This window comes from Parafrankia sp. EAN1pec, from assembly GCF_000018005.1.
Lineage (GTDB): Bacteria > Actinomycetota > Actinomycetes > Frankiales > Frankiaceae > Parafrankia > Parafrankia soli.
This window is the reverse complement of sequence record NC_009921.1, coordinates 7141958-7164837: the sequence shown is the minus strand read 5'-3', so window position 1 is coordinate 7164837 and position 22880 is coordinate 7141958. Positions and strand designations below refer to the sequence as shown.

At 73.7% G+C, this 22880-nt stretch carries 13 protein-coding genes and 1 pseudogene; 7 read left to right on the top strand and 7 right to left on the bottom strand.

Going from position 1 to position 22880, the window contains the following annotated elements; translation table 11 throughout:
- The first annotated feature begins 14 nt into the window (after window positions 1-14).
- The 3 genes from metG (at window position 15) to FRANEAN1_RS29170 (ending at window position 4276) form a co-directional block, all read left to right on the top strand.
- Entirely contained in the window at window positions 15-1712 is a 1698-nt protein-coding gene (metG, locus tag FRANEAN1_RS29180; RefSeq protein WP_020463341.1) for a methionine--tRNA ligase, read from the top strand.
- Window positions 1713-1961: 249 nt separating this feature from the next.
- Window positions 1962-3422 carry a hypothetical protein gene (locus tag FRANEAN1_RS29175; protein WP_157472835.1) on the top strand — a complete coding sequence of 487 codons (1461 nt, stop codon included), beginning with the start codon at window positions 1962-1964 and terminating at the stop codon, window positions 3420-3422.
- Window positions 3419-4276: an NAD(P)-dependent oxidoreductase gene (locus FRANEAN1_RS29170; protein WP_041254903.1), complete on the top strand. Its 858-nt coding sequence runs from the start codon at window positions 3419-3421 to the stop codon at window positions 4274-4276. The genes FRANEAN1_RS29175 and FRANEAN1_RS29170 overlap by 4 nt, the downstream gene beginning before the upstream one ends.
- A 1666-nt stretch (window positions 4277-5942) precedes the next feature.
- Here FRANEAN1_RS29170 and FRANEAN1_RS29160 read toward each other — a convergent pair.
- The 5 genes from FRANEAN1_RS29160 to FRANEAN1_RS29140 all read right to left on the bottom strand — a co-directional run bounded on the left by FRANEAN1_RS29160 (window position 5943) and on the right by FRANEAN1_RS29140 (window position 12318).
- Window positions 5943-7082, bottom strand: a complete 1140-nt coding sequence (locus tag FRANEAN1_RS29160; RefSeq protein ID WP_157473666.1) for a glycosyltransferase family 1 protein — start codon at window positions 7080-7082, stop codon at window positions 5943-5945.
- Between the two features lie 64 nt (window positions 7083-7146).
- A complete protein-coding gene (locus FRANEAN1_RS29155; RefSeq protein WP_020463337.1) occupies window positions 7147-8706 on the bottom strand; it encodes a glycosyltransferase in 1560 nt (519 codons plus the stop codon).
- On the bottom strand, window positions 8703-10103 hold the full coding sequence (locus FRANEAN1_RS29150) for a glycosyltransferase family 2 protein (RefSeq protein ID WP_049796051.1): 1401 nt from the start codon (window positions 10101-10103) through the stop codon (window positions 8703-8705). The genes FRANEAN1_RS29155 and FRANEAN1_RS29150 overlap by 4 nt, the downstream gene beginning before the upstream one ends.
- A 26-nt stretch (window positions 10104-10129) precedes the next feature.
- Entirely contained in the window at window positions 10130-11386 is a 1257-nt protein-coding gene (locus FRANEAN1_RS29145; protein ID WP_020463335.1) for an ABC transporter ATP-binding protein, read from the bottom strand.
- On the bottom strand, window positions 11386-12318 hold the full coding sequence (locus FRANEAN1_RS29140) for an ABC transporter permease (RefSeq protein WP_020463334.1): 933 nt from the start codon (window positions 12316-12318) through the stop codon (window positions 11386-11388). Before FRANEAN1_RS29140 ends, FRANEAN1_RS29145 begins: the two co-directional genes overlap by 1 nt.
- 341 nt (window positions 12319-12659) lie before the next feature.
- On the opposite strand from FRANEAN1_RS29140, the gene FRANEAN1_RS29135 reads away from it, so the two are divergent.
- The 4 genes and pseudogenes from FRANEAN1_RS29135 to FRANEAN1_RS44155 all read left to right on the top strand — a co-directional run bounded on the left by FRANEAN1_RS29135 (window position 12660) and on the right by FRANEAN1_RS44155 (window position 18111).
- The gene (locus FRANEAN1_RS29135) at window positions 12660-15251 is read left to right on the top strand and encodes an HAD-IA family hydrolase (RefSeq protein WP_020463333.1); all 2592 of its coding nucleotides are present in this window, start codon (window positions 12660-12662) and stop codon (window positions 15249-15251) included.
- A complete protein-coding gene (locus tag FRANEAN1_RS41635) occupies window positions 15248-17542 on the top strand; it encodes a class I SAM-dependent methyltransferase (RefSeq protein WP_157472833.1) in 2295 nt (764 codons plus the stop codon). The genes FRANEAN1_RS29135 and FRANEAN1_RS41635 overlap by 4 nt, the downstream gene beginning before the upstream one ends.
- A gap of 44 nt (window positions 17543-17586) precedes the next feature.
- Window positions 17587-17856: pseudogene (locus FRANEAN1_RS44160) on the top strand (helix-turn-helix domain-containing protein); the annotation flags it as partial.
- 69 nt (window positions 17857-17925) lie between these two features.
- The gene (locus FRANEAN1_RS44155; RefSeq protein WP_347176803.1) at window positions 17926-18111 is read left to right on the top strand and encodes a hypothetical protein; all 186 of its coding nucleotides are present in this window, start codon (window positions 17926-17928) and stop codon (window positions 18109-18111) included.
- Here FRANEAN1_RS44155 and FRANEAN1_RS29120 read toward each other — a convergent pair.
- Window positions 18108-20705, bottom strand: a complete 2598-nt coding sequence (locus FRANEAN1_RS29120) for a serine/threonine-protein kinase (protein WP_020463331.1) — start codon at window positions 20703-20705, stop codon at window positions 18108-18110. The genes FRANEAN1_RS44155 and FRANEAN1_RS29120 overlap by 4 nt on opposite strands.
- 63 nt (window positions 20706-20768) lie before the next feature.
- Window positions 20769-22877, bottom strand: a complete 2109-nt coding sequence (locus tag FRANEAN1_RS29115; RefSeq protein WP_020463330.1) for a DUF2142 domain-containing protein — start codon at window positions 22875-22877, stop codon at window positions 20769-20771.
- Between the last annotated feature and the right edge of the window lie 3 nt (window positions 22878-22880).

Sequence of the window (22880 nt, the reverse complement as noted above, 5' to 3'; positions counted from 1 at the left end):
CAGCGGGTAGCTTGATGGCTGTGAGCACTCAGACTCCCGACACGGCGGCGCGGCACGGCAGCCGTCCCGTCCTTGTCGCCGTCGCGTGGCCGTATGCCAACGGGGCACCGCATCTCGGGCACATCGCCGGCGCCTACCTGCCCGCGGACATCTTCGCCCGCTACCAGCGCATGGCGGGCAACCGGGTGCTGATGGTCTCGGGGTCCGACGCGCACGGCACCCCGATCACGGTCCGGGCGGACGAGGAGGGCGTCTCCCCGCAGGAGATCGTCGACCGGTACCACCCGGAGTTCCTGCGCATCTGGTCCGAGCTCGGGATCAGCTTCGACCTTTTCACGAGCACCCGGACGGACAACCACAGCGCGGTCGCCCAGGACGTGTTCACCCGCCTGCGCGAGGCCGGTTACATCTACGCCAAGGAGACCTCGCAGTTCTACGACCCGGACGCGGGGCGCTTCCTGCCCGACCGGTACGTCGTCGGCACCTGCCCGCACTGCTCGTATCAGCAGGCGCGCGGCGACCAGTGCGAGAACTGCGGGCGCACCCTCGACCCGGAGCTGCTGATCGACCCGCGCAGCAAGGTGACCGGGGCCGTCCCGGAGATGCGCCAGACGACGCACTTCTTCCTGCGGCTGTCGAGCCTGGCCGACCAGCTCCTCGACTGGTTGCAGACCCGCCAGGGCTGGCGCCGGCACGTCCTGAACTGGTCGGTGCAGTTCGTCAAGGACGGCCTGCACGACCGCGCGATCACCCGGGACCTGGACTGGGGCGTCCCGCTGCCGACCGACGAGCTCGGTCCGGGCAAGCGGCTCTACGTCTGGTTCGAGGCCGTGATCGGCTACCTGTCGGCGAGCAAGGAGTGGGCGGCCGCCTCGGGTGATCCGGAGGCATGGCGGGCCTGGTGGGAGGACCCCGAGGCGGCGGCGTACTACTTCGTCGGCAAGGACAACATCCCCTTCCACACCGTCATCTGGCCGGCGATGCTGATCGGCTACGGCGGCCTGAACCTGCCGACGGACGTCCCGGCGAACCAGTACGTCACCTTCGGCGGGGCGAAGGCGTCGAAGTCGGCGGGCATCGGGCGCGGGGTGCGCGAGTACCTCGACCTGCTCCAGCCGGACGCGCTGCGCTTCGCCCTGGCCTCGGTGCTGCCCGAGCAGAACGACACCGAGATCTCGGACGCGGACATCATCCGCCGGGTGAACGACGAGCTGATCGCCAACTGGGGCAACCTCGTCAACCGGGTCCTCGCCCAGATCAACAAGTTCTTCGACGGCGAGCTGCCGGAGACCGGCGAGCTCGACGGCGTGCACGCGGCGCTGCTCGACTCGGTGGACGCCGGCCTCGTCCGGGTCGGCGAGCTGCTGGGCAAGGTCGAGCAGCGGGCGGCGCTGCGGGCGGCGATGGAGATCTCCGCCGAGGTGAACGCCTACCTCTACCGCGAGGAGCCGTGGAAGACCGTCAAGGTCGACCGGGCGGCCGCGGCGCGCAGCCTTGCGGTCTCCATCCAGGCGATCTCCGGCATCACCACCGCGCTGGCCCCGTTCCTGCCGTTCAGCTCGGACCGGGTGGCCGAGGTGCTGGGCATCGACCTCGACGGCTGGGAGCGCCGACCCGTCCCGGCCGGTCGTCGCCTCGCGTGGTCCGGCGGCCTGTTCACCAAGCTGGACGTCGGCGCGCTGGACAAGGCCTCGCTGGACGCCGACGCCTGACCTGGGCGGCCGCCGTGCCGGGGGCGCCGCCGAACGTGTCGGACCGGCCTGGGAGACTGTGGCGCAATGGCGAGCTCATCGGGCCCGCCGCCCGTCCTGGGCACGCCACCCTCCCAGGCCGGGCCGGCGGCGGGAAACCTACCGCTACAGCCCGACCCTGCCCAGCCTGATCGTCACAATTCGCGACCTCATCGTGAGGATCGGTGGCGCGCGGATCGGCCGTCCGCCGCGCCGCGCCGCTGGGGCTTCGTGCGGCGCCATGCCGCCTTCCTGATCCTGCTCACGCTGGCCGTCGGGGCCCGGGCCGCCGTCCTGCTGGCCTATCGGCCCGCGCTCTTCTACTACGGCGACTCGCCCGCCTACCTCGACCAGGCCACCAACCGGCTGTGGGCGGGCGACTGGCGGCCGTCGGGCTACCCGATGTTCCTGCGGGTCATCGGCGCCCCCGACCACCTGACCCGGCTGGTGGTCGTGCAGCACACGGCGGCCCTGCTGGCCGGGGTCGCCCTCTACGCGGCGTCGCGTCAGCTGTTCGAGCGGCACGGTCCCGTCGCGGCGGCCGGCCGCACCGGGGGCTGGCCGGCCGCGGTGGTCGCGGCGCCGGCGCTGCTGGCCCCCTGGGTGCTCGACCTCGGCCAGTTCGTCCTGGCCGACAGCCTGTTCGGGACGCTCGTCCTCGGCGGGCTCGTGCTGCTGGCCTGGCCCGGGCGGCCGGCCGCGTGGCGCTTCGCCGTCGCCGGGCTGCTGCTCGGCGCCAGCCTCACCGTCCGCACGGTCGGCTACGGCCCGCTCGCGGTGGGCGCGGCCGGTGCCGTCGTCCTGGCTGTCACGCACTGGCGGCGGGCCCACGCGGCGGTCGTGGCGGCGGGGGCCGTGCTCGCGTTCGTCCTGGGAGCGGCCGTCCCGGTCGTCGCGTACTCGGCGTGGAGCGCGGGGCAGGGGAAGGGCTTCACCGTCACCGCGCACTCGGGGTTCTTCCTGTACGGCCGGGTCGCCCCGTTCGCCGACTGCGCCCGCCTGCCCGACGATCCCGACCTGCTGTCGCTGTGCGACCCGCGCCCGGTCGGCGAGCACGGCTCCCCGGTGACCTACCTCTGGCCGGACGACTCGCCGCTGCGCCAGGGCAACGACCTGGTCCCACCGGGCCGCGAGGAGCTCGCCGGCGAGTTCGCCCGGCACGTGATCCGTGAGCAGCCCTGGACGATGGTCACCTCGACCGCCCGCTACCTGGCCGGGTACTTCTCGCCCGTCCCGTACGAGAACAGGCTCACGAGCCGCGCCGACACCTGGGAGCTGCCCCGGACGGGCACCAACCGCCTCGTCTCGGACGGCCCGCACGCCGCCGACGGGTACTTCTCCGTCGCGCGGCTGAACGACCCCCCGGTCGAGCTGCTCGCCTTCTATTCCCGGCTCGGCTACGGGCCGATGCCCCTGGTCGGCCTGGGTCTGCTCGCCGGGCTGCTGGCTCAGATCGTCGGGCGGGTGCGCGGGCGCGCCGGCCCCGGTCGGCTGTTCTGGCTGCTCGGGGGAGCAAGCCTGTCCACCCTGCTCCTGAGCTCCCTGACCTCGGCGTTCGATTACCGCTACCTGGGATCGGTCGTCGGCCTGCTCGCCCCGGCCGCGCTGCTCGGCGCGGCCGGGCTGGCACGGGTGCTTCGACCGCGGCCGGTCGGCCGCGGCGGGAGCGTCAACGAGGGAGGTATCGCGTGAAGGTCGCGTTTCTCGGCCTGGGCCGGATGGGCGTCCGGATGGCCCACCACATCCTGGCCGCCGGGCACGAGCTGGCCGTCTGGAACAGGACACCCGGGCGCGCCGGCGAGCTGACGGCCCGCGGCGCCAGCGAGGCGGCCGACCCGGCGGGTGCGGTGCGCGGCGCGGACGCCTGCGTGCTGATGCTGTTCGACCCGGCGTCGGCGGCGGATGTCCTCGCCGCGGTGATCCCCGCCGCGCCGCCCGGCCTGCTTGTGATCAACTGCACCACGGTCGGCCCCGCGGCCGCCCGCGAGCAGGGCAGCGTCGCCCTGGCAGCGGGCCTGCGCTACCTGGACGCGCCGGTGATCGGCACGATCGGGCCGGCCGAGGCGGGCACCCTGCGCGTCCTGGTGGGCGCCGCCGACGCCGATCTCGCCGCGGCCCGCGGGATCCTCGAGACCTTCGGCGACCCGGGGCGCATCGACCATGTCGGGCCGGTCGGTGCCGCCAGCGCGCTCAAGACGGTGTTCAACCTCGGCCTGGCCGAGGCGACGGCCGCCGCCGCCGAGGTGCTCCGCTACGGCACCGAGCTCGGCGTCGACCGGAGCCTGCTGCTGTCCGAGCTCGCCGCCGGGCCGCTGGGATTCATCGTCGAGTACAAGCGGGCGATGCTGGAGTCGGGCGACTACTCCACGCCGGCCTTCACCGTGGCCGGGCTCGCCAAGGACGTCCGGCTGGCCACCGAGTCGGTCGCGGGACGGCTGCCGATCGCCGAGGCGACCCTGGCCCTCACCGCCGCCGCCACCCGGGCCGGCCACGCCGAGCACGACTTCGCCGCGCTGGCCGCCGCGGATGTGCCCGACCCGGCCTGAGCCCGCCCCACCCGGAGCCGGCCCGGGCGGGCGCCGCTCGGGCTGGTTCCGGGTGGACCCGCGGCGGCGCTGGCTGGTGCTCGGTGTGGCCGGCGCGGGCCTGCTGTTCGGCTCCGTCGGCCTGCTCACCGCGTTCGCGACCGCCCCGTTCGCGGGGGCCGACGAGGCGCAGCACACCGCCTACGCCCTCGAGGTCGCCGACGGCCGGCTGCCGGAGCTGGACACCGCCGTGCGCGCGGCCGTCCCGGGCATGCCCGGGCTGCCGGCCGGCTGCCGGGTGCCCCCCGAGGAGGCGCGGGCCGCGATCGACCTGCGGGAGGTGGCGATCCTGCCCGCCTGCGCCCGCCGCCCCGGCGGGCTGAGCAACTTCGACCTCGTCTACACGGCGAACCATCCGCCGCTGTTCTACCTGCTCGAGGCCGTCCCGCTCGGCGGTGGCCGGGCCGCGGGGCATCCGCTGGCCGGCTTCTACGGGGCGCGGCTGCTCAACCTCGCGATCGGGATCGGCGCCCTGGTGGCCACGGCGGCACTGGCCCGGGCCCTGCTGCCCACCCGGCCCGACCTGGCGGTCGCCGCGGCGGCCTTCACCGCGGTGATCGGTGGGTTCGTCGCGGTCGCCGGCCAGGTCTACAACGACGCGCTCGCCGTCACGCTGATCACCGGCGCGACGGTGGCGACGCTCACGCTCGCCCGGCGCGGGCCGTCGGCACGCACTCTGGTCCTGCTGGCGCTGCTGATCCCGGCGGCCGCGCTGAGCCGGGCCAGCGGCGCGCTGGCCGCCGCGGTTCTCGTGCCGGCGGTCGGCGTCGCGTTCGTGCTGGGCCGCGGCGCGCCGGGCTGGGCCCGCGCCGAGCGGGCCCGCACCCTCCTGCTGGGAGTCGCCGCCGCCATCGCGACGGCCGCGCTCACCGTGCTGGCCGCCGGATGGTTCTACCTGCGCAACATCAAGCTCTACGGCGATCCGACGGCCACCGGACTGATCGCCGACATGTTCCCCACCGGAGCGGAACCGCGCTCGGTGCACGAGGTGCTCACCTCCGGTGACTTCTGGTGGTTCGTCTACCGCGGCTTCTTCGGCCGCCAGGTCCTGCTGACCGGCGTGGCCCGGTGGATGGCCGTCTGCGTCGGCCTGGTCACGGTCGTCGGACTGCTCGCCGCGGCCGTCCGCGCGGCCAGGAACCTCCGGCGCGACAGCGGCCGTATCCGGTGGAGTACCGCGGTCGGCATGCTGTGCTGGCTTGTCGCCATCGCGCAGGCTGTGGTCGCGGCCGCGACGCTGGTCGGGTTCGTCGCCGCCGGGGGCGCTCCCTTCACCCGCTATCTGCTGCCGGCGCTGCCCCTGCTGGTCGTGGCGCTGGCCGGCGCGTGCTCGGCGCTCCCGGCGGCGCGGCGCGGCCTGCCCACGTCCGCCCTGGTCACGGCGCTCGGGATCACCGTCGTGGTCATGCTCAGCCGCGAGCTGGCGCGGCGCGACCCGCAGCTCGCCGGGCGGGATCTGACCGGCCGGCTGCGTGGCGCGCTCGCGGCGACGGCCGTCGGCCCGGACCGTGCCCCGGTGCTCCTGGGCGTCCTGGCAGTGCTGGGCGTGCTGGGCGTGTTCCTGATAGCCCTTTCGATGGCCAGGCTCGCGTCGTGCGCCATCCCGGCCTGGAGGAGCGCGCCGTCCTCAGCCGGCGACGCGGCGGTAGACGGCGGCGGTCAGCTCGGCGGTGCGCCGCCAGGTGAACGCGCGGGCGTGCTCGCGGCCGGCGGCGGCCTGGGTGGCGGACTGGGCGGTGCCGGTCGGTTCGGCGAGCGCGGCGCCGAGGGCTCCGGCGAGGTCGTCGGCGAAGACGTCCCACCGGCCGGGGGTGACCAGGCGGACACCGGCGGCGGCGCCGACCACCTCGCGCACCGCGGGGATGTCGGCGGCCACGACCCGGGTACCGGCGGCCAGCGCCTCCAGCGGCGGTAGCCCGAAGCCCTCGTAGCGGGACGGGAAGCACAGCGCGGCCGCGCCGGCGACCACGGAGCGCAGCTCGGCGTCGTCGAGGTAGCCGACGGTGACGACGGCGTCCGCGGGCAGGCCCGAGGTGTCGAGCGCCGGGCCCCAGCCGGGCGGGCCGACGAGCGCCAGCGGCGGGGTGTCGGGCGCGTCGGCGCGCAGCCGGCGCAGCGCCTCCAGCAGCACCGGCAGGTTCTTGCGCGGCTCCGCCGACCCGACGAACAGCAGGTACCGCTCGGGCAGCCCGCGCGCGGCGAGCCAGCCGCGGGCCGGGGGAGCGGCGTCGAACCAGGCGGCGTCGACGCCGAGCGGGGTCGGGGTGACCATGTCCGGGTCGAGCCGGTAGGCGGCGATCACCTCGTCGGCGACGGCGCGGCTGGGGGTGAGCACCGCGGCGGCGCGGCGCAGCCCGCGCGGCACCAGCGTCGCGTAGCGCGCGGAGGCAGCCGACACCGTGTCCGGGGTACGCAGGTACGACAGGTCGTGCACGGTCAGCACACCGCGCGCCGATGACAGCGGGCCGAGGACGAAGTTCGTCCCGTGCACGATGTCCGCCCGCCCGGTGAGCCACTCGGTGGGCGGGCGCTCCGAGCGTGTCCAGGCGTCCTGTAGCAGCCGCGCCGGGACGCGCCGCGCCGCCGGGCGGACCCCGGCGGGCAGGGCGGCGTCGAGCCCCGCCCCGCCGCGCCAGGTGAAGGCGGTGGCCGCCACGTCGAGATCCGCCCCGGGCAGCTCGACGAGGCCGGCCAGCAGCGCCGCCGTGTATCGGCCGACGCCGGTGCGCGGCCCGAGCAGCGGGGTTCCGTCGAGGACGACGCGCAGTTTCGGCACCGTGGTCAGGAGTCCGTGCTCAGGAGTGAGTTCGTGCTCAGGAGGGGGTCCACGGTCAGGAGTAGAGCCGGCGCTGCTCGGCGATGCCGTGCCACCGCTCGGCGAACGCGGCGTCGGAGAACTGCTGGGCCCGCTGCACGGAGGCGGCGGCCAGCCGGGAGCGCAGCCCGTCCTCGGCGGCGAGCCGGCGGGTGAACGAGGCGACCTGCTCCGGGCCGGTCCAGCGGTAGCCGTCCACCCCGTGCCGGACGATCTCGCGCTGCCCGGCACGGTCGATGACCACGGGCACGCAGCCGCCGGCCATCGCCTCGACGGTTGTCATCCCGAAGTGCTCCGCCGTCCAGGGGCGTTTGCGGTCGTCCTCGCCGTAGCCGGTCGCGGACCAGAAGACCGAGCTGGTCGACAGCAGCCGCTCCACCTCGGTGCGCGGGGCGTTCGGCAGGACCTCGACGGGCACCCCCGCCCCGGCGGCGCGGACCTGCTCGACGTACGGCTTCTGCGAGTCCTCGCATCCGCCGACGACGTACATCCGCCAGTCGGGCAGCGCACCGGAGCGGTACAGCTCGGCGAACCACTGCACCATCTCGAGCTGCCGCTTGGCATGGCCGAGGCCGGGGGCGAAGAACCGGCCGACGGTGATGACGGCCTTCTCGCGCTCCGGCGCCGGGGTGAGCCGGTCGACCTGGATCGGCGGGAACAGCACGTCGGAGTCCCGCCGCCACATCCGCCGGATCCAGCCCCGGGTGTACTCGGAGTTGGCCATCACGGTGTCGTAGCCCTCGAGGTAGCCGAGGTCGGCCGGGTCGCGCAGCAGCCAGGGGAAACGCAGCGCCATCCGCTCCAGCGGCCCCTCGTCGGCGTCGGTGACCCGCGGCCGGCTGACGGCCACACCGAGCTCGCGGACGTCCGCCGGCCCGGGGGAGAAGACGTCGCTGACGAAGGTGAGCTCCGTCCCGGCGGTCGACGACGGCAGGGTGACCTCGAACGGCGCGAACGCCTGCTCGATCTGGAGCTTGGCGAGGACGGTGCCGTCCGCGTCGACGACCCGCAGCCGCACGCCACCGCTCGCCCCGGGACGCCCGATGTCCGCGCGCAGGGTACGCCCGCCGCCCGGGTTGACGGCCAGGATGCCCTCGCCGTTCGTCCACGTCCACTGCCGGCGCCGGCCGCCCTCGGGCGGGTACCAGCCCTGCCCGAAGCTGACGGCCGGGCTCACCCCGCGCAGCAGCGGGCCGGCGGTGCGCACCGCGGCCTTGCGCCAGGCGGCCATGTCGTGGTCGAACGGCGTCGGGAAGAAGCACAGGTAGGCCGACCGCGGCGAGCGCGGGGCGAGCCGGCTCATGTACGAGCCGTTCACGAACAGGTGGTACGACTCGGACAGCGCGGCGATCGCGTCCTCGCCACGGTCCGGCAGCCGCCGGTACCGGCAGCCGGAGAGATCCAGGCCCAGGTGGCTGCCGAGCGCGTCGAGGTCGACGTCGGAATGCCCGATCAGGTCGACGTCGAGCCCGTCCGCGGCCAGCACCTGCGCGATCATGCCGTTGTGGCGCTCGCCGCCGCCCATCGAGTGCCAGAAGCGGTTGTAGACCGCCGCCCGCAGCCCGGGCGTGGTCATCGCTCCACCAGCCAGCTCTGCAGGCTGACCCGGCGTTCGGTGGCGGTCGCGCCGATCTCCCGGCGGCGGCGCAGCATCGCCGGCAGCAGCCGCAGGTAGGAGGCGAAGACCCGAACCCGCAGCACGGTGGGCCGCACCGCCGGGCGGCTGCGCGAGCGCAGTGCCTGTCGCCAGGTCCGCACGGCGATCGACGCGGTGGTCAGCGGGTAGCGCGTGACCGCCGAGACGGCCGTGCGCACGGTCGCGTCCTTGGTCAGCATCAGCAGCCGGTTGCGGTCGGTGTGGAACACGAACAGGGGGGACCACTCGACGCTCGACGCCGAGTGGACGTGCCGCAGCACCGCGCCCGGGACGTAGCGGATCTGGTACCCGCGGGCCCGGATGCGCCAGGAGAGGTCGGTGTCCTCGTAGTAGAGGAAGAAGTCGTCGTCGAACCAGCCGAGCGCCTGGCCGAGCTCGGTCCGCATCGCCATGCCGTTGCCGCAGGCGGTGAAGACCTCCTCGGGGTTGTCGAACTGGCCGGTGTCGATCTGCTGGTAGCCGCGGTCGGCGCCGTAGCCGTCGGTGAGCACGATCCCGCCGACGTTGTTGATCACGTCGACGCGCGGGGCGCCCTCGTCCACGGTGAACGACACGGCGGACGGCTCGGTGCCCACCGGCAGCGTGCGCGTCGCGGTGGTGTCACCGGCGCCGGCCCAGCCCAGCGTGACCTGCTTGGCGGTGTCCGCGGCCCAGGTGAGGCCGATGGTGACCGGGCCGCCCTCGGGCACCGGCACACACAGCTCACCCTCGCCGCGGGTCCAGAAGAACGGCGCGTCCGCCGGGCCCTCGGCGCCGAAAGTGAGCTTCTCCCACAGCACCTCGCGCAGCGCCTCGCGGCCGTTCACCGTCACCGAGCTCACCCGGACGCCCAGCTCGCGCGGGTCGTGCGGCCCCGGCGAGAAGGTGGGCGTCGACAGGGTCAGCCGCAGGAAGCGGGGGAGGAACACGACCTTGCCGGTGACGGCGCCGAGCCGGTTGCCGCCCGGCTCGGCGAACGGGGCCAGCAGCCGGGCCAGCCAGTCCGGCTCGGGGATCGCGTCGTTGTTCAGCAGTACCGCGTACGGGGTCGTGACACCTCGCAGGGCGAGGTTGTTGCCGCCGGCGAAGCCGAGGTTGCGGTCCGAGGGGACGAGCTTCGCCCACGGGTAGCGCTGTGCCAGCACCTCGCGCGAGTCGTCGGCCGAGGCGTTGTCGACCACGTGCGTCTCGAAGGTGAACGGCGCGTCCTGCTTGGCGACGGCGTCCAGGCAGGGCGGGAGCAGGTGGGCACCGTTCCAGTTCACGATGACGATCGTGGCGAGCGGCTCGGGTGCCGCCTGGCCCGTCATGGCCACGTTCATGGCCATGGTGGTCATCGCTCCGTTGCTCGTCGCCCGGTCCGTCATCGGCGCAGCCTCGCCTCGTAGTCGACCTTGAGCAGCCCGGCGACCTGCGGGCCGCTGACCCCGAACAGCTCCTCGAAGCGCCGTACCGTCACCGGCTGGCCGGTGGCCGCGTCCGACACCCGGACGTTGATCGCGAACGCCCCCAGCAGCTCGGGCAGCCGGGGGACGACGAAGTCCACCACGGCGGTCCCCGGGCCGGGGCTGACCCCGCCCGGCGGGGTCTCCATCATCCAGATCGGTACCTCTCCCTGCCCCATGATCTCCACGTGCAGGTAGACGTACTGCGGCGCGCTGTCGGTGAGGTCGAGCTCGACGCTGACCGTGAGCTGCTCACCCGGGTCGTACTGCACCTCGGTCGGCCCGCCCGGGTTGCGGCTGAACGCCACCGCCGTCGGCTTCACCGGCGCCAGGTCGAAGGGGATCGGACTGTCCGCGGGCAGGCTGCCCAGCCGCTGGCGCAGCAGCTTCGTCCCGACGACCGGCTGCCCGTCGAAGATCAGGCCGCCGGACTCCAGCACCAGGATCCGGTCGCACATGTTCTCGATCAGGTCGAGGGAGTGGGTGACGAACAGGATCGTCCGGCCCTCGTCGCGGAACTGGGCGATCTTGGCCAGGCACTTGCGCTGGAACGCCTCGTCGCCGACGGCGAGCACCTCGTCGACGAGCAGGACGTCCGGGTCGACGTGCACGGCCACGGCGAAGCCGAGGCGCACGTACTGGCCGGACGAGTAGTGCTTGACCTCGTCGTCGATCTTGTGGCGCAGCTCGGAGAAGTCGACGATCGAGTCGAAGAGCCGGTCGATCTCGCGCTTGGACAGGCCGAGCAGGGACGCGTTGAGGTAGACGTTGTCCCGGCCGGAGAGCTCGCCGTTGAACCCCGCGCCCAGCTCGAGCAGGGACGCGATCCGACCACTGACGGACACGTCGCCGTGGGTCGGGCGCAGGATTCCGGCGAGTACCTTGAGCAGCGTCGACTTGCCCGAGCCGTTCGCCCCGGCGAGCCCCACCGTCTGCCCGCGGCCGATCTCGACGTCGATGTCGCGCAGCGCCCAGAAGTCCTCGCCGCTCGTCGTGTCCCGCCGGACGAAGCGTTCCTTCAGGCTGGTGGCGCGCTTGTGATAGGCGACGAACTTCTTGCCGACGCCGGAGGCGCGGATGACCACCGGGGCGCCCGGTGCCGGCGGCGCCGACGGCGCGGAGGCGGCCGGTTGCGCGGGCTGCATCGGGGGCGGGGCGAGCGGTTGCGACGGCACTAGAGGTCCTCGGCGAAGTCGGCCTGCAGCCGCCGGAACACTCGCAGCCCCAGCCACAGCACGGCCAGCGAGATGAGCCCGGCGATCGCCAGGTGTTCGAGGTAGAAGCGGTACCCCAGATCGGCAAGGATCGGCGCCGAGCCGGTCGAGTTCCCCTCGGGCGGATCGTAGATCGCCCGCTGGAAGGTGGTCACGACGACCGCCATCGGATTGAGCATGTACACCCACGTCCACTCGTTCAGCCTGTTCTCGATCAGGCCGAACGCGTAGACCATCGGGTTGATCCAGAACCAGGCGAGCAGGGCGACGTCCAGCAGGTGCTGGGTGTCGCGGTAACGGACGTTGAGCGCGGACACCAGCACCGACAGCGCCACGGTGAACAGCAGAGCCACCGCGCCGGCCGGGATCAGCAGCAGTAGCTCCGGCCCGAGCAGGCTGTAGCCGAACCCCAGCATGACGGCGAAGAGCACCGCGAGCTGGAGCGCGAAGTGCACCGCGGAGAAGCCGACCGCCGACAGCGGCAGCACCAGCAGCGGGAAGCGCACCTTTTTCACCAGGTTGGCATTGCCCACCACGGCGCCGCAGGCGGCCGAGACACTGCCTGAGAACGCGTTCCAGACCAGCAGTCCCGACATCAGATAGAAGCCGAAGTTGTCGATCCCACTTTTCAGAACGACCTGGAAGACGAAGGTGTAGACGGCCAGGAGGAGCAGCGGATTCGCCAGTGACCAGGCGAAACCGAGCGACGATCCCTTGTACTTGACCTTCAGGTCCTTGCGGATCAGGTTTCGCAGCAGCTCCCAGCGGACCCGGGTCTGCGCACGGCTGCGATGGTCGACGTGACGCGCACCGGACCCGCGCGGACGGTTCGCCGGAGCGCCGCGCGTCGGCTCCGGTTTCGGGAGCGTGGACAGATCAGCCACCCTCGACATGGCCTGCTTCTCCCCGCGTCGGGCGTGCATCTCGGACCCGCACCGTGCTCGGCCCCTCCTCCGCCCAGCGCAACCGTCACCGGTTGGCCTCGAGTGTCGTCAACTCGGGTTCGTGACGATGGCCGTAGACCGTACCGCGCACCCGCCCGAGAGGTGATGCCCCCAGTCCGGTGACTGCCACCTCCAGGGTGGTTCATAGTATCGACCCGTCTATCTGGCTCCGGCCGGCAGCCGCCACGACCCGAACACCGCGTCTCGTACCCGAGCCGCATGTTCCCGCCGGGCGCCTGGCCGGCCCAGAAGAGGTGACCGGGGACCCGGTCGCCTGGAGGGGGCGGGCAGTGTTCACCGACGTCCGACTTCGCGAGGTCTGGTCGCATCTGGAGTCGGGCGGTGCGCAGGCCCTGACTCTGGACGTATTCGACACTCTGCTCTGGCGCATGGTGCCCGAGCCGGTTCACGCGTTCATCACCCTGGGGCACCGGCTGGCCGACCTCGGCCAGCTGCCGTCCGGTGTCACGCCGGGCGAGTTCGCCCGGCTGCGGGTCTTCGCCGAGCACAAGGCCAGGCTGCACTCGCACGAGGTGCGCGGCACCCACGAGGTGCGCCTGGACGAGATCTGGCAGGTTCTCGTCCCCGCGCTGCCCGGCGCGGGCAGCATCGGCGACCTGATGGACGTCGAGCTCGCCGTCGAGCGGGACCTGTGCCGCGCCGACCTGGCCGTGGTGGAGCTCGCCGAGCTCGCCATGACCAAGCTCGGCCTGCCGGTCTACCTGCTCTCCGACACATACTTCTCGGCCGCCCAGCTCGAGCGGCTGCTCAGCCGCCCGGAGCTCGCCGGGGTGCCGTTCACCCAGATCTTCACCTCCTCCGACTCGGGGATCAGCAAGAGCGACGGGCTGTTCCGGCACATGCTGGCGGCCTCGAACCTGCAGCCCTCGCGGGTCGTCCACCTCGGCGACCACCCGGTCGCGGACGTGGAGAGCGCCCGCGAGCACGGGCTGGTCGCCATCCACTACCCGAAGTACTCGGGTTCGCTGAAGGCGACGATCGAGCTGGAGGGCCTGCTCACCGGCCCCGGGGACGACACCCCCCTCGACGCCGCCAACGGCGACTACGGCATGACCGCGCTGCGGGCCCGCTCGCTGCACCGGGCGGACGCCGCCGCCGTCCCGCCGGGGCTGCGGCGCTACTGGGAGTCCGGGGCGACGGTGTTCGGCCCGGTCTTCACCGGGTTCGCCGACTGGGCGGTGGAACGCACCGGGGACCACGGCGCCGACCACATCTACTGCCTGATGCGGGAGGGTGACTTCCTCTCCCGGCTGATCGCCGACCCGGGTGCCGACGCCGGGGTGACCACCTCGACGCTGTGGGCGTCCCGGCAGGTCTGCGCGCTGGCCAACGTGTTCGAGGGCAGCCCCGAGGAGCTGCGCGGGTTCCTCGTCCGCCGGCACGCGCCCAGCGTCGGCCAGCTGCTGCGCCAGCTCGGGGTGGCCATCGACAACGTCGCCGGCATCTCCTCGCTCACCGACCGCCGGCTCGACGTCCCCGGCCTGCTCGACGACACTCTCGAGGCGCTGTGCTCCGACGAGCGCATCCGCAGCGAGATCGTGCTGACCGCCGGCCGGCTGCGTGACCGCTACGTCCAGTACCTCGACACCCAGCTGCCCGACTCGGGCCGCATCGTGCTGGTCGACCTGGGCTGGGGCGGCACCATCCAGGCGCTGCTCGCCCGGCTGCTCGCCTCCACCGGGCGCGAGTTCGACGTCGTCGGCCTGTACATGGCGACGAACGCCGCCGCCGGCACGCACCGCCTCGCCGGCCTGCAGATCGAGGGTTACGCGGCCTCCGGCGGGCAGCCCGAGCTGATGGCCAACCAGCTCATGCGCAGCCCCGAGGTGCTCGAACAGCTCTGTATGCCCGACATCGGCTCGCTGGTCTCCTTCGACGACGACGGCCGGCCCGTCCTGAGCATCGACCGGACGTCGCGGACCCAGGTCGCCCAGCGGACCGCCGTCCAGGACGGCATCCTCGCCTTCCAGCGGGAATGGCTGCGCTACCGGCGCTCGGAGACGGCGATGCCGTCGCTGTCCGAGCCCGGGGCCCGGCACGCGTCGCTGCGGACGCTGACCCGGTTCGTCTCCCGTCCCACCGCGGCCGAGGCGTCGGCGTTCGGGGCCTGGGCGCACGACGACAACTTCGGCTCCGACTCCACCGAGGGCCTGCTCCCGCCCGAGCTGGTCCGCCGGATGCCCTACCTGACCCCCGCGGACGTCGAGAAGATCACGATGCGGGAGCTGTACTGGCCCGCGGGCGTGGCCGGAGTCGCGAACCGGTCGCTCGCGGTGATCAGCGGCCTGGCGGCCGCGGCCGGGGTGCCCGCCGAGGAGGTCTCCCCGGAGGCCGCGGCCGGCCCCGTCGAGGTGTACGTCGACACCGGCACCGACTTCGTCCACGGGCAGAAGGAGACCGCGGTCACCCGTTCCGGCCGGGACGGGATGTCGATCGTGCGCCTGCGCATCGACGGGGTCGGCGTCCGGCGGGTGCGCATCGACCCGGCCGGCCGGCGCGGCCTGCTCCGTCTCGACTGGCTGACGATCTCGTTCCACCTGCACAACGCCGTCGAGCCGTACAAGGTGACCGTCACGTCGCTGGACGACCTCGCCGGCCAGCAGATCGCGCTGGTCGGGGTCCGCCTGCTGCAGGCCAACCTGCTGGAGATCGTCGGCGACGATCCCCAGATCATCTACACGATTGACTTCACCTCCCAGCCCACGCTGGGCGGAACGTACGCGATCGAGGTCGAGATGGCTTTCGGCTGGTTGGGGATCCGGGCCGACACGCTTCAGGTGCGCACGGCCGGTGTCGCCCGCACCGGCCTGCCCGTCCGCGCCGCCCGCAAGATCCGTCGCGAGCTGGGCGGCCTGCGATGACGTCCGAGCCCGGCGGCCCGGACGACACCGACGGGACCGGCCGGGACCGTGCGGACAGCCGGGACCGTGCGACCCTGGGGCGGGATGCCGGGAGGCAGCCGGCCCAGGGCCAGGACGACCCCGCCGGCCAGCCGGGCGGGGTCGACGCGGCCGGCCGCTGGTTCCGCCCGTCGACGGACCAGACGGTGGCCTGGCCGGGCCGCTCGTCCGAACGCGGTGCCTCCGGCCCGGCGCAGTCCCCGCCGCGGAGCGCGGTGCCGCCCGCGAGCGCCGCACCGCCGCCGAGCGCCGCACCGCCGCCGACCGCGGTGCCGCCGGCGGCGCTGCCGCGGACCCCGGCCGAGCAGCGTCCGTCCGCGCGGCCCTCGGCGACGCCGCCACCGACCGCGCTGCCCCCGTCCTCGCTCTTCACGCCGCGCTCGGTGCCGCGCCCCGAGGCGGCCCCGGCCTCGGTGCCCGGCGAGCGGCCGACCGGACCTGTGCCGTCGCGGCCGTCCGGACCATCGGGCACCGCTGGACCACCGGTAGCCGCCGGGCCGCCGGTCACCCCCGGGCCGCCGGCAACCGCCGCGGAACGACCCGGGCCGCCGGGGAGCCCGACCGCTCCCGTCTCGTCCGGCTACGTCGTCTCTCCGGGGAGCTCCGCGACGTTCGACGTGCTCGCGGGTGGGCCGGACCCACTGGCTGGAGGCAGGCGTGGCAGCGCCGGGACCGCGCCACGTCGTTCCGCCGCGAGCGGCGGCGGTGTGCCGGGGCCGGGTTCCGGCGGCGCCTCGCCGGGCGACCCCGAACTCCGGGCACCGGGCGGCGGCACCCGCGGTGAGGCCGGGTCGAGTGACGTGACGCCGGAAGACGCAGCCCCGGGCGGCACCGCCCCGGGCGGCACCGCCCCGGGCGGCACCGCCCCGGGTAGCGCCGCCCCGGGTGACGAGGCGTCAGCCGGCAGTGAGTCGGGTGATGCCGGGGCAGGCGGGCGCGCACCCGCCGCCGCGGGGACGGATGTCGAGGTGCGCGACAGCTTCGCCGAGCTCGCGGCTGTCACCTACGACGGCGGCGACCACGCCCCCGAGATCACCGAGATCACCGAGAAGACACTCGCCCCCCTGCTGCTGCACTCACTGTCGGACCTGCGCGAGATGTGGGTTCCGCTGCTGGAGGCATCCGGCGCGCGCAGCATCGCCGAGATCGGCTCGGAGAGCGGCGTGACGACGTCCCTGCTCGTCGACCTGCTGCGGCGCGGCGGCGGCGGGCGGCTGCTGGTCATCGACCCCGAACCGGGCGTCGCGCCGTCCTCCGGCGGTGGTCTCGACGTCGAGGTCATCCGTGGCTACAGCCCCGAGGCGCTCGACGGCCACGCCCCGACCGACGCCTATCTGATCGACGGAGACCACAACTACGCCACGGTCCGCGGCGAGCTCGGGATGATCGAGACCGCCGTGCGTGACTTCGGCCGCTCCTACTTCCCACTGGTGATCCTGCACGACGTCGGATGGCCCGCCGGCCGCCGGGACCAGTACTACGCCCCCGACCGCATCCCGGAGTCGGTGCGCCAGCCCAACTCGTGGGACGTCGGCGTGGAGATCGACAGGACGGACGCCGTCCCCGGCCGGGGCTTCCGCGGCATGGGCGCGTTCTCCTGGGCCCTGGCCGAGGGCGGCCCCCGCAACGGTGTGCGCACCGCCGTCGAGGACTTCGTCGCCGAGCATCCCGACCTGCGCTTCTTCACCATCGCGCCGATCTTCGGCCTCGGTGTGATCCTCGACCGCCGCGCCCCCTGGGCCCGCCGCGCCGCCGACCTGCTCGCCCCCTGGGTCGCCAACACCCTGCTGGCCCGGATGGAGCGCAACCGCGTCGACCTGTACCTGCGTGTCCTCGCGCTGCAGGACGACGCGGTCGGCGCTGCCCGCGCCCGGCAGCGGGAATGGGCCCGGATCGACGCCGAGCGCAGCGAAGCCGCCGCCCGTGACCTGCAGCGACTGAACCGGATCAGCGAGCTCGAGCAGGAGCTGGCCGCCGCGCGCAAGGTCCCCCGCCCGCCGTGGGCGCCAGCATCCCCGGACGAGCCGAAGCTGGTCACCGCGGCCCGGATCGCCAACGCCGCGCTGCGCGCACGGCTCGGGGGCGGCTCCGGCGCACAGGCCGCGGCAGGCTCTCCCGGCGGCCGCGTGGGCAGTGCCGTTGTCGCCCGGCTGGGCTCCGGCCTGACCCGCCTCGCCGACCACGGATCCACCACGAGCCGCCCCGCCACCGGCTCCGCCGGGCCCGCCGCTTCCGCTGACCCCGAGCACTAGGCAGGCGGTCCGGTGACCGCGGCGGTTGGTCAGAGTGGCAGCGTCTGCGCCGGTCGCACGACGATCTCGGGGATGTTGGGTCGGGAGCGGGGTGCCGAGCACGTAGAGCACGGCGTCGGCGATGTCGTCGGGCCGGGCGATGTGCGTCGCGAGCGCGTTCTGCGCGGCGTCGCCGCATCGAGTCGATCCTGGACGCCGCCGAACAGGTCGTCGCCGAGGTCGGCTACGACGCCGCCACGACCAACCTGATCGCGGCGCGGGCCGGGATCTCACCCGGCTCGCTGTACCAGTACTTCGCCAACAAGCCGGCGATCGTCGAAGCCCTCGCCCGGCGCTACCTGGTCCATCTTGCCGCCACGGTCTCGTTCCAGATCTTCACCGCCGTGATGCCGACCATCGCCGCCGCGACCCACGACGAACGGCCGAAGGTGATCCACGAACTCAAGTCGGCCCCCGCCGGCTACTGGAACGGAATCCGCCTCGACCGCCTCGACCGCGGCGGGCGCGGCGGGCGCGCAGACCGTGACGACGACCCGCTTCCGCCTCGACTGGTTCCGACTCAGGACTAGCAGACCGGCTGGTAGGGGACGTCCATGATGTCGCGCTGCCACTCGGCCGCGGTGATCTGGCGGGACGGGCCCGCGCAGGCGCGCGCGACCAGCCCGGCGTCGTCGATCCGGGAGATCCGGGCCGTGTGGTCGTCGCTGACGGACACGATGGACGTTCCGTCCGGAGTGAATTCGACGGCCTGGACCCAGTCGCCGTGGCCGGAGACCCGGCCGGCCGGTGCGGGCTGGCCCGGCGCGGTCAGGTCCCACAGATGGACGCTGGTATCCCAGCCGGCGGTGGCCAGGGTCCGGCCGTCCGGGCTGTAGGCGACGTCGAAGACCCACTTCTCGTCCGCACGGAACGAGGCGGTCGCGCCTGGCCTGGTCGGGTCGGTGATGTCCCAGATCTTGACCAGGCCGTCGTAGGCACCGGTGGCCAGGCGCCGCCCGTCGGGGCTGAAGGCCACCGTCCAGACGAAGTCCGTGTGCGTGGTGATGGCGGCCAGCGGGCGGGGCTGGCGCGGGTTGGCGATGTCCCACAGACGGGCCGTGTGGTCCGCGCTTGCGGTGGCGAGGAGCTTGCCGTCCGGGCTGAAGGCGACCTCGTTGACCCAGCTGGTGTGCCGGTCGAGCACGGCGAGCTCGTGGGGCTGGCGCGGGTCGGTGATGTCCCACAACCGGGCGGTGTTGTCGTAGCCCGAGGTGGCCAGCATCCTCCCGTCGGGGGAGAAGGCGGCGTCGAGAACGTACCCGTTGTGCGCCAGCATGGACGAGAGCTGCTTCGGCCTGGTCCGGTCGCCGATGTCCCACAGGCGCGCGGAGCGGTCGTAGCCGACGGTCGCGAGCAGCTTCCCGTCGGGGCTGAACGCCGCGTCGAGCACCCAGGCGCCGTGCGCGTCGATGGTCGACAGCTGCCGGGGGCGCGTCCGGTCGGAGACGTCCCACAACCGGGCCACGTTGTCGGCGCCCGAGGTGGCGATGGTCCGCCCGTCCGGGCTGATGCCCAGGCCGAGCACGGAGCCGGTGTGCCCGGTCAGTACGGTCGCGGTGGCGGCCGAATAGGACGTCCGCAGGCTGGCGCGGGCCTGCGGCACCGGGCTGATCCGGAACGCCGCGAGGCTCAGCCGCGCCGCGCGGCCGGCGTCGGAGTCGCGCACCGCCTCGGCGGTCGAGGCCACCCGCCGCGCCACGTCGGCTTGCGTCTCCTCCTTGCCGGCGCCGGTGCTGAAGGCGAGCGGGATGAGCGCGGCGATCAGCAGCAGCGCGATCACCGGCGCGGCGAACAGCGCGAACCGGCGCCGCGAGGTCGTCGCGAGGAACCGGGTGGCCCGGGGGCCGTGCCCGCCGCCCGGCGCCGGCTGGCGGGGGCCGCCGGCCTGGTCGTGCTCGGGCGCCGGCTGCGCGGGGACATCGGCGAGCGAGCGTGTCTCGTGCCCCGCCGTCCCGCCGCCGGCGGCCGCGCCGGCCTTCCCCGCGCCGCCCGCACCGGCGCCCGCGCCAGCCACGCCAGCGCCCGTGCCGGCCACGCCGCCGCGGGCCGCCTGCACTGTGGCGCCGGCCTGGCCCGGCAGCGCGACGCCGCCAGCCTGGCCTGACGGCGCGGCGCCGGCGGGAGCGCCGTCCGACGGTGGTGCCCCGGAGCCGGCCCGAGGGTCCGTGCCCGGGGTGATGACGGGGGGTGAACCTGTCTTGATGACCCGCGTGACGTCGGGGTCGGGATGGGTCGCCGGCCCCATGCCGACCAGCCGGAGGAACAGCTCCTGCGCGGACGGCCGCTCGGCCGGGTCCTTGCGCATGGCGTGCTCGACGATCGGCCGCAGTGCGGGGTCGAGGCCGTCCAGCAGCGGTTCCCGGTGGACGACCCGGTAGAGCTGGACCGGCGTCGGCCCGTCCCCGAACGGATAGGAGCCGGTGCCGGCATAAGTGACGAGCCCGCCCCAGGCGAAGATGTCGGCTGCGGCGGTCACCGCCAGGCCGTTGGCCTGCTCGGGTGCCATGAACGCCGGCGTCCCGATGCGCTGGATCTCCTGGCTGAGCATGGTCTGGGCGTCGAGGGCGCGGGCGATACCGAAGTCGATCACCCGCGGGCCGAGGGTCGAAAGCAGCACGTTGGACGGTTTGAGGTCACGGTGCACCAGCCCGGCACCGTGGATGGCCGTCAGCGCGGCGGCGACGCTGACCGCGACGCGCTCCAGGTCGGCCGAGCGCAGCGGGCCCTCGACAGCCACGGCCTGCGCCAGCGTGAGACCGTCGACGTACTCGGTGACCAGGTACGGCTGCCCGTCGGGCGGGTCGACGACGTCGAGCACCTCGGCCGTGCAGAAGCGGGCGACCCGGCGCGCGACGTCCGCCTCCCGCCGGAACCTGGCCCGGAACTCGGGGACGCGGGCCAGGTCGGCCCGGATCACCTTGACGGCCACGAGCCGGTCGTCCGGGCTGCGCCCGAGGTAGACCGTTCCCATGCCGCCCTCGCCGAGACGTCCGAGCAGCCGGTAAAGCCCAAGTTGTTCGGGGTCGTCCGAACCGAGTGGCAGCGCGATGTTCGACGCGGCGGTGGTCGAGGGCCCAGTGGGATCCGGAGGCGGCGCGGTCTCCCAGTCCCGCTTTCGGCGCACGGCTCCCCCCGAACCGAGATGGCTGACGCCGCAGAGCCTACGCGTGCGCTCCACAGCCTGGATTCAGTGTGACGGCACCGGGCTCGTCACGCTCGGCGGGTCGCCTTTTGCCGTGGAACGCGTCGTCGAGGTACTCGTCGCCTGGGAGCGCCCCGACTCGGGAGACCCGGTGTCAACAGGTGTGGAGTCAACAGGTGCGATGTCCATAGGGTCGGAGTCCACAGGTGCCGAGTCCATTCGCGCGGATCCGGTTGGTCCGGCCTCGGAATGCGCCGATCCCGAGTTCACCGGTGCCGAACCGGTTGATCCCGACGGCGCCGGTTCCCGATCCGACGGATCGGGACGCGCCCAGACCGAGCTTTCCGGCTCCGAATCCACCGGTTCGAGAACCGCCGGCCCCGAATCGGCGAGATCCAGGCCCAGGGGCGCGGAGCCGGCCGGGTCCGGGTCGGCCTCCGGCCCGGGGCGGAACGCGATCCACACGCAGCTCACCAGCACTGCCAGCGCGAACGTGGCGCCGATCCACATCGTGGTGACGGCGGCGGCCGGTGGCCAGGGGGACCAGGCCGTCATTGCGTCCCAGGCGTCGGCGAGATCGCCACCAGGGGGCTTCCAGAAATACGGAAGAACGGTTTTGATCGACCACCACTGGGCCGTCGCGGCGGCCACGAAGAAAAGGGCGGGAAAGACCCGGGAGGCCCGCCGGCCGAATGCCGGAACGCCCATTCCCACGCCGATCGCCAGCGAAGGTAGGCCCGCGTACAGATAGCGCCCCGAGATCCCGCTGACGTGGTGATGGTCGGCGAACGCCAGCGCCGACTGCAGGGTCATCAACCCGAACAGGCCGATTGTCGGCCACAGCAGGAACAGTAGATTCACCCGCGTCCGGCCGTTGCGTCCCCGGATGATCGCCAGCGCGAAAAGAACGACCACGGCGACGCTCGCGGAGCGGACGAACTCCGTCGGCAGGTTCGACTCGAACCAGCCGAACGAGCCCCACCAGCGCAGGATCGTCCCGTTGGTCAGGATCTCGGTGTAATCGCCCCAGTCATTCACGTAGTTGCCGAGGGGGAATCCCGGGGTCTCGGGCTGGAAGGTCCGGTAGCGGACGGCGTTGACGACCCACCACCAGCCACCGAACCCGATCATCAGCGCGCCGCCGAGCAGGAGCTGCCGCCACGGTGCCCGGGTCGAGCCCGGTGGCACCGTCATGAGACCGGTCTCGGCGAGCAGGAACGGGGCGTCCGGGCCGCGCCGCGGCAGCGCGGGTGGGGCGTGGGCGTCCCGCCGGGCGCGCCGCCAGGCGGCGAGGTAGGCGAGTGCCACCATCGGCACGAGCACGATCGCCAGCGATTTCGAGAACAGGGCGAGCCCGATGAACACCCCGGCCCACGCGGCCGTGCGCAGGGACGTGTCCCCGCACAGGACGTAGATGATCGTCACCGTGGCCAGGCCCGCGGTCAGCACGAGCAGGTTGTCGTTGTTGACGGTCGATCCGATGTGGCTGAACTGCGGAATCGCCAGGGGCACCAGCGCGGCGCAGGTCGCCGCGACCCGGTTGCCGTCGCTGAGCCGGTGCGCCCCCGCCCACGCGAGCAGCGGGATCGGCGTCACCATCAGCGCGCTCATCAGACGCAGGATCCCGATGGTGACGTCCCAGCGCAGGCCGTCGCCGTCGCCGCCGGGCAGCGCCCAGAGCACGGCGGCGCCCACCCAGTAGTACAGCGGTGGGTGCTGAACGAGCTGCTGGATCTCCCCGGGCGGCTGCGGCTCGCCGTCAGGCTGGCGGGTGTCGCCCATCTCGTCCCAGGTCGGCCGGTCGGCGCGCGGCGTGGCGTCGCCCTTGGCGATCGGGGCGTAGTCGAGGTCGTAGGGGAGCGCGTCGGTTCCGTAGGGTGACGCGGCGATAGTGCCGACCCCGTCGGGACGGACGAACGCGTGGCCGGGATGCGGCCATCCGGCGCCCTGGACCAGCCGCATCACCGCGTCGACGTGGTTCGGCTCGTCGGGCGCGTGGTACTGCGGCACCAGTACCGACCAGCTCGCGAGCAGCGCCGCGAACAGCCCGGTGATCAGCCAGACCGGCAGCGGTGCCGAGCGCAGCAGCATGATCGGCCGGAAGCGCGCTCCGACCGGGTAGCCGGCGGGGGAGGCGGCCAGCGACGCGGACACCGG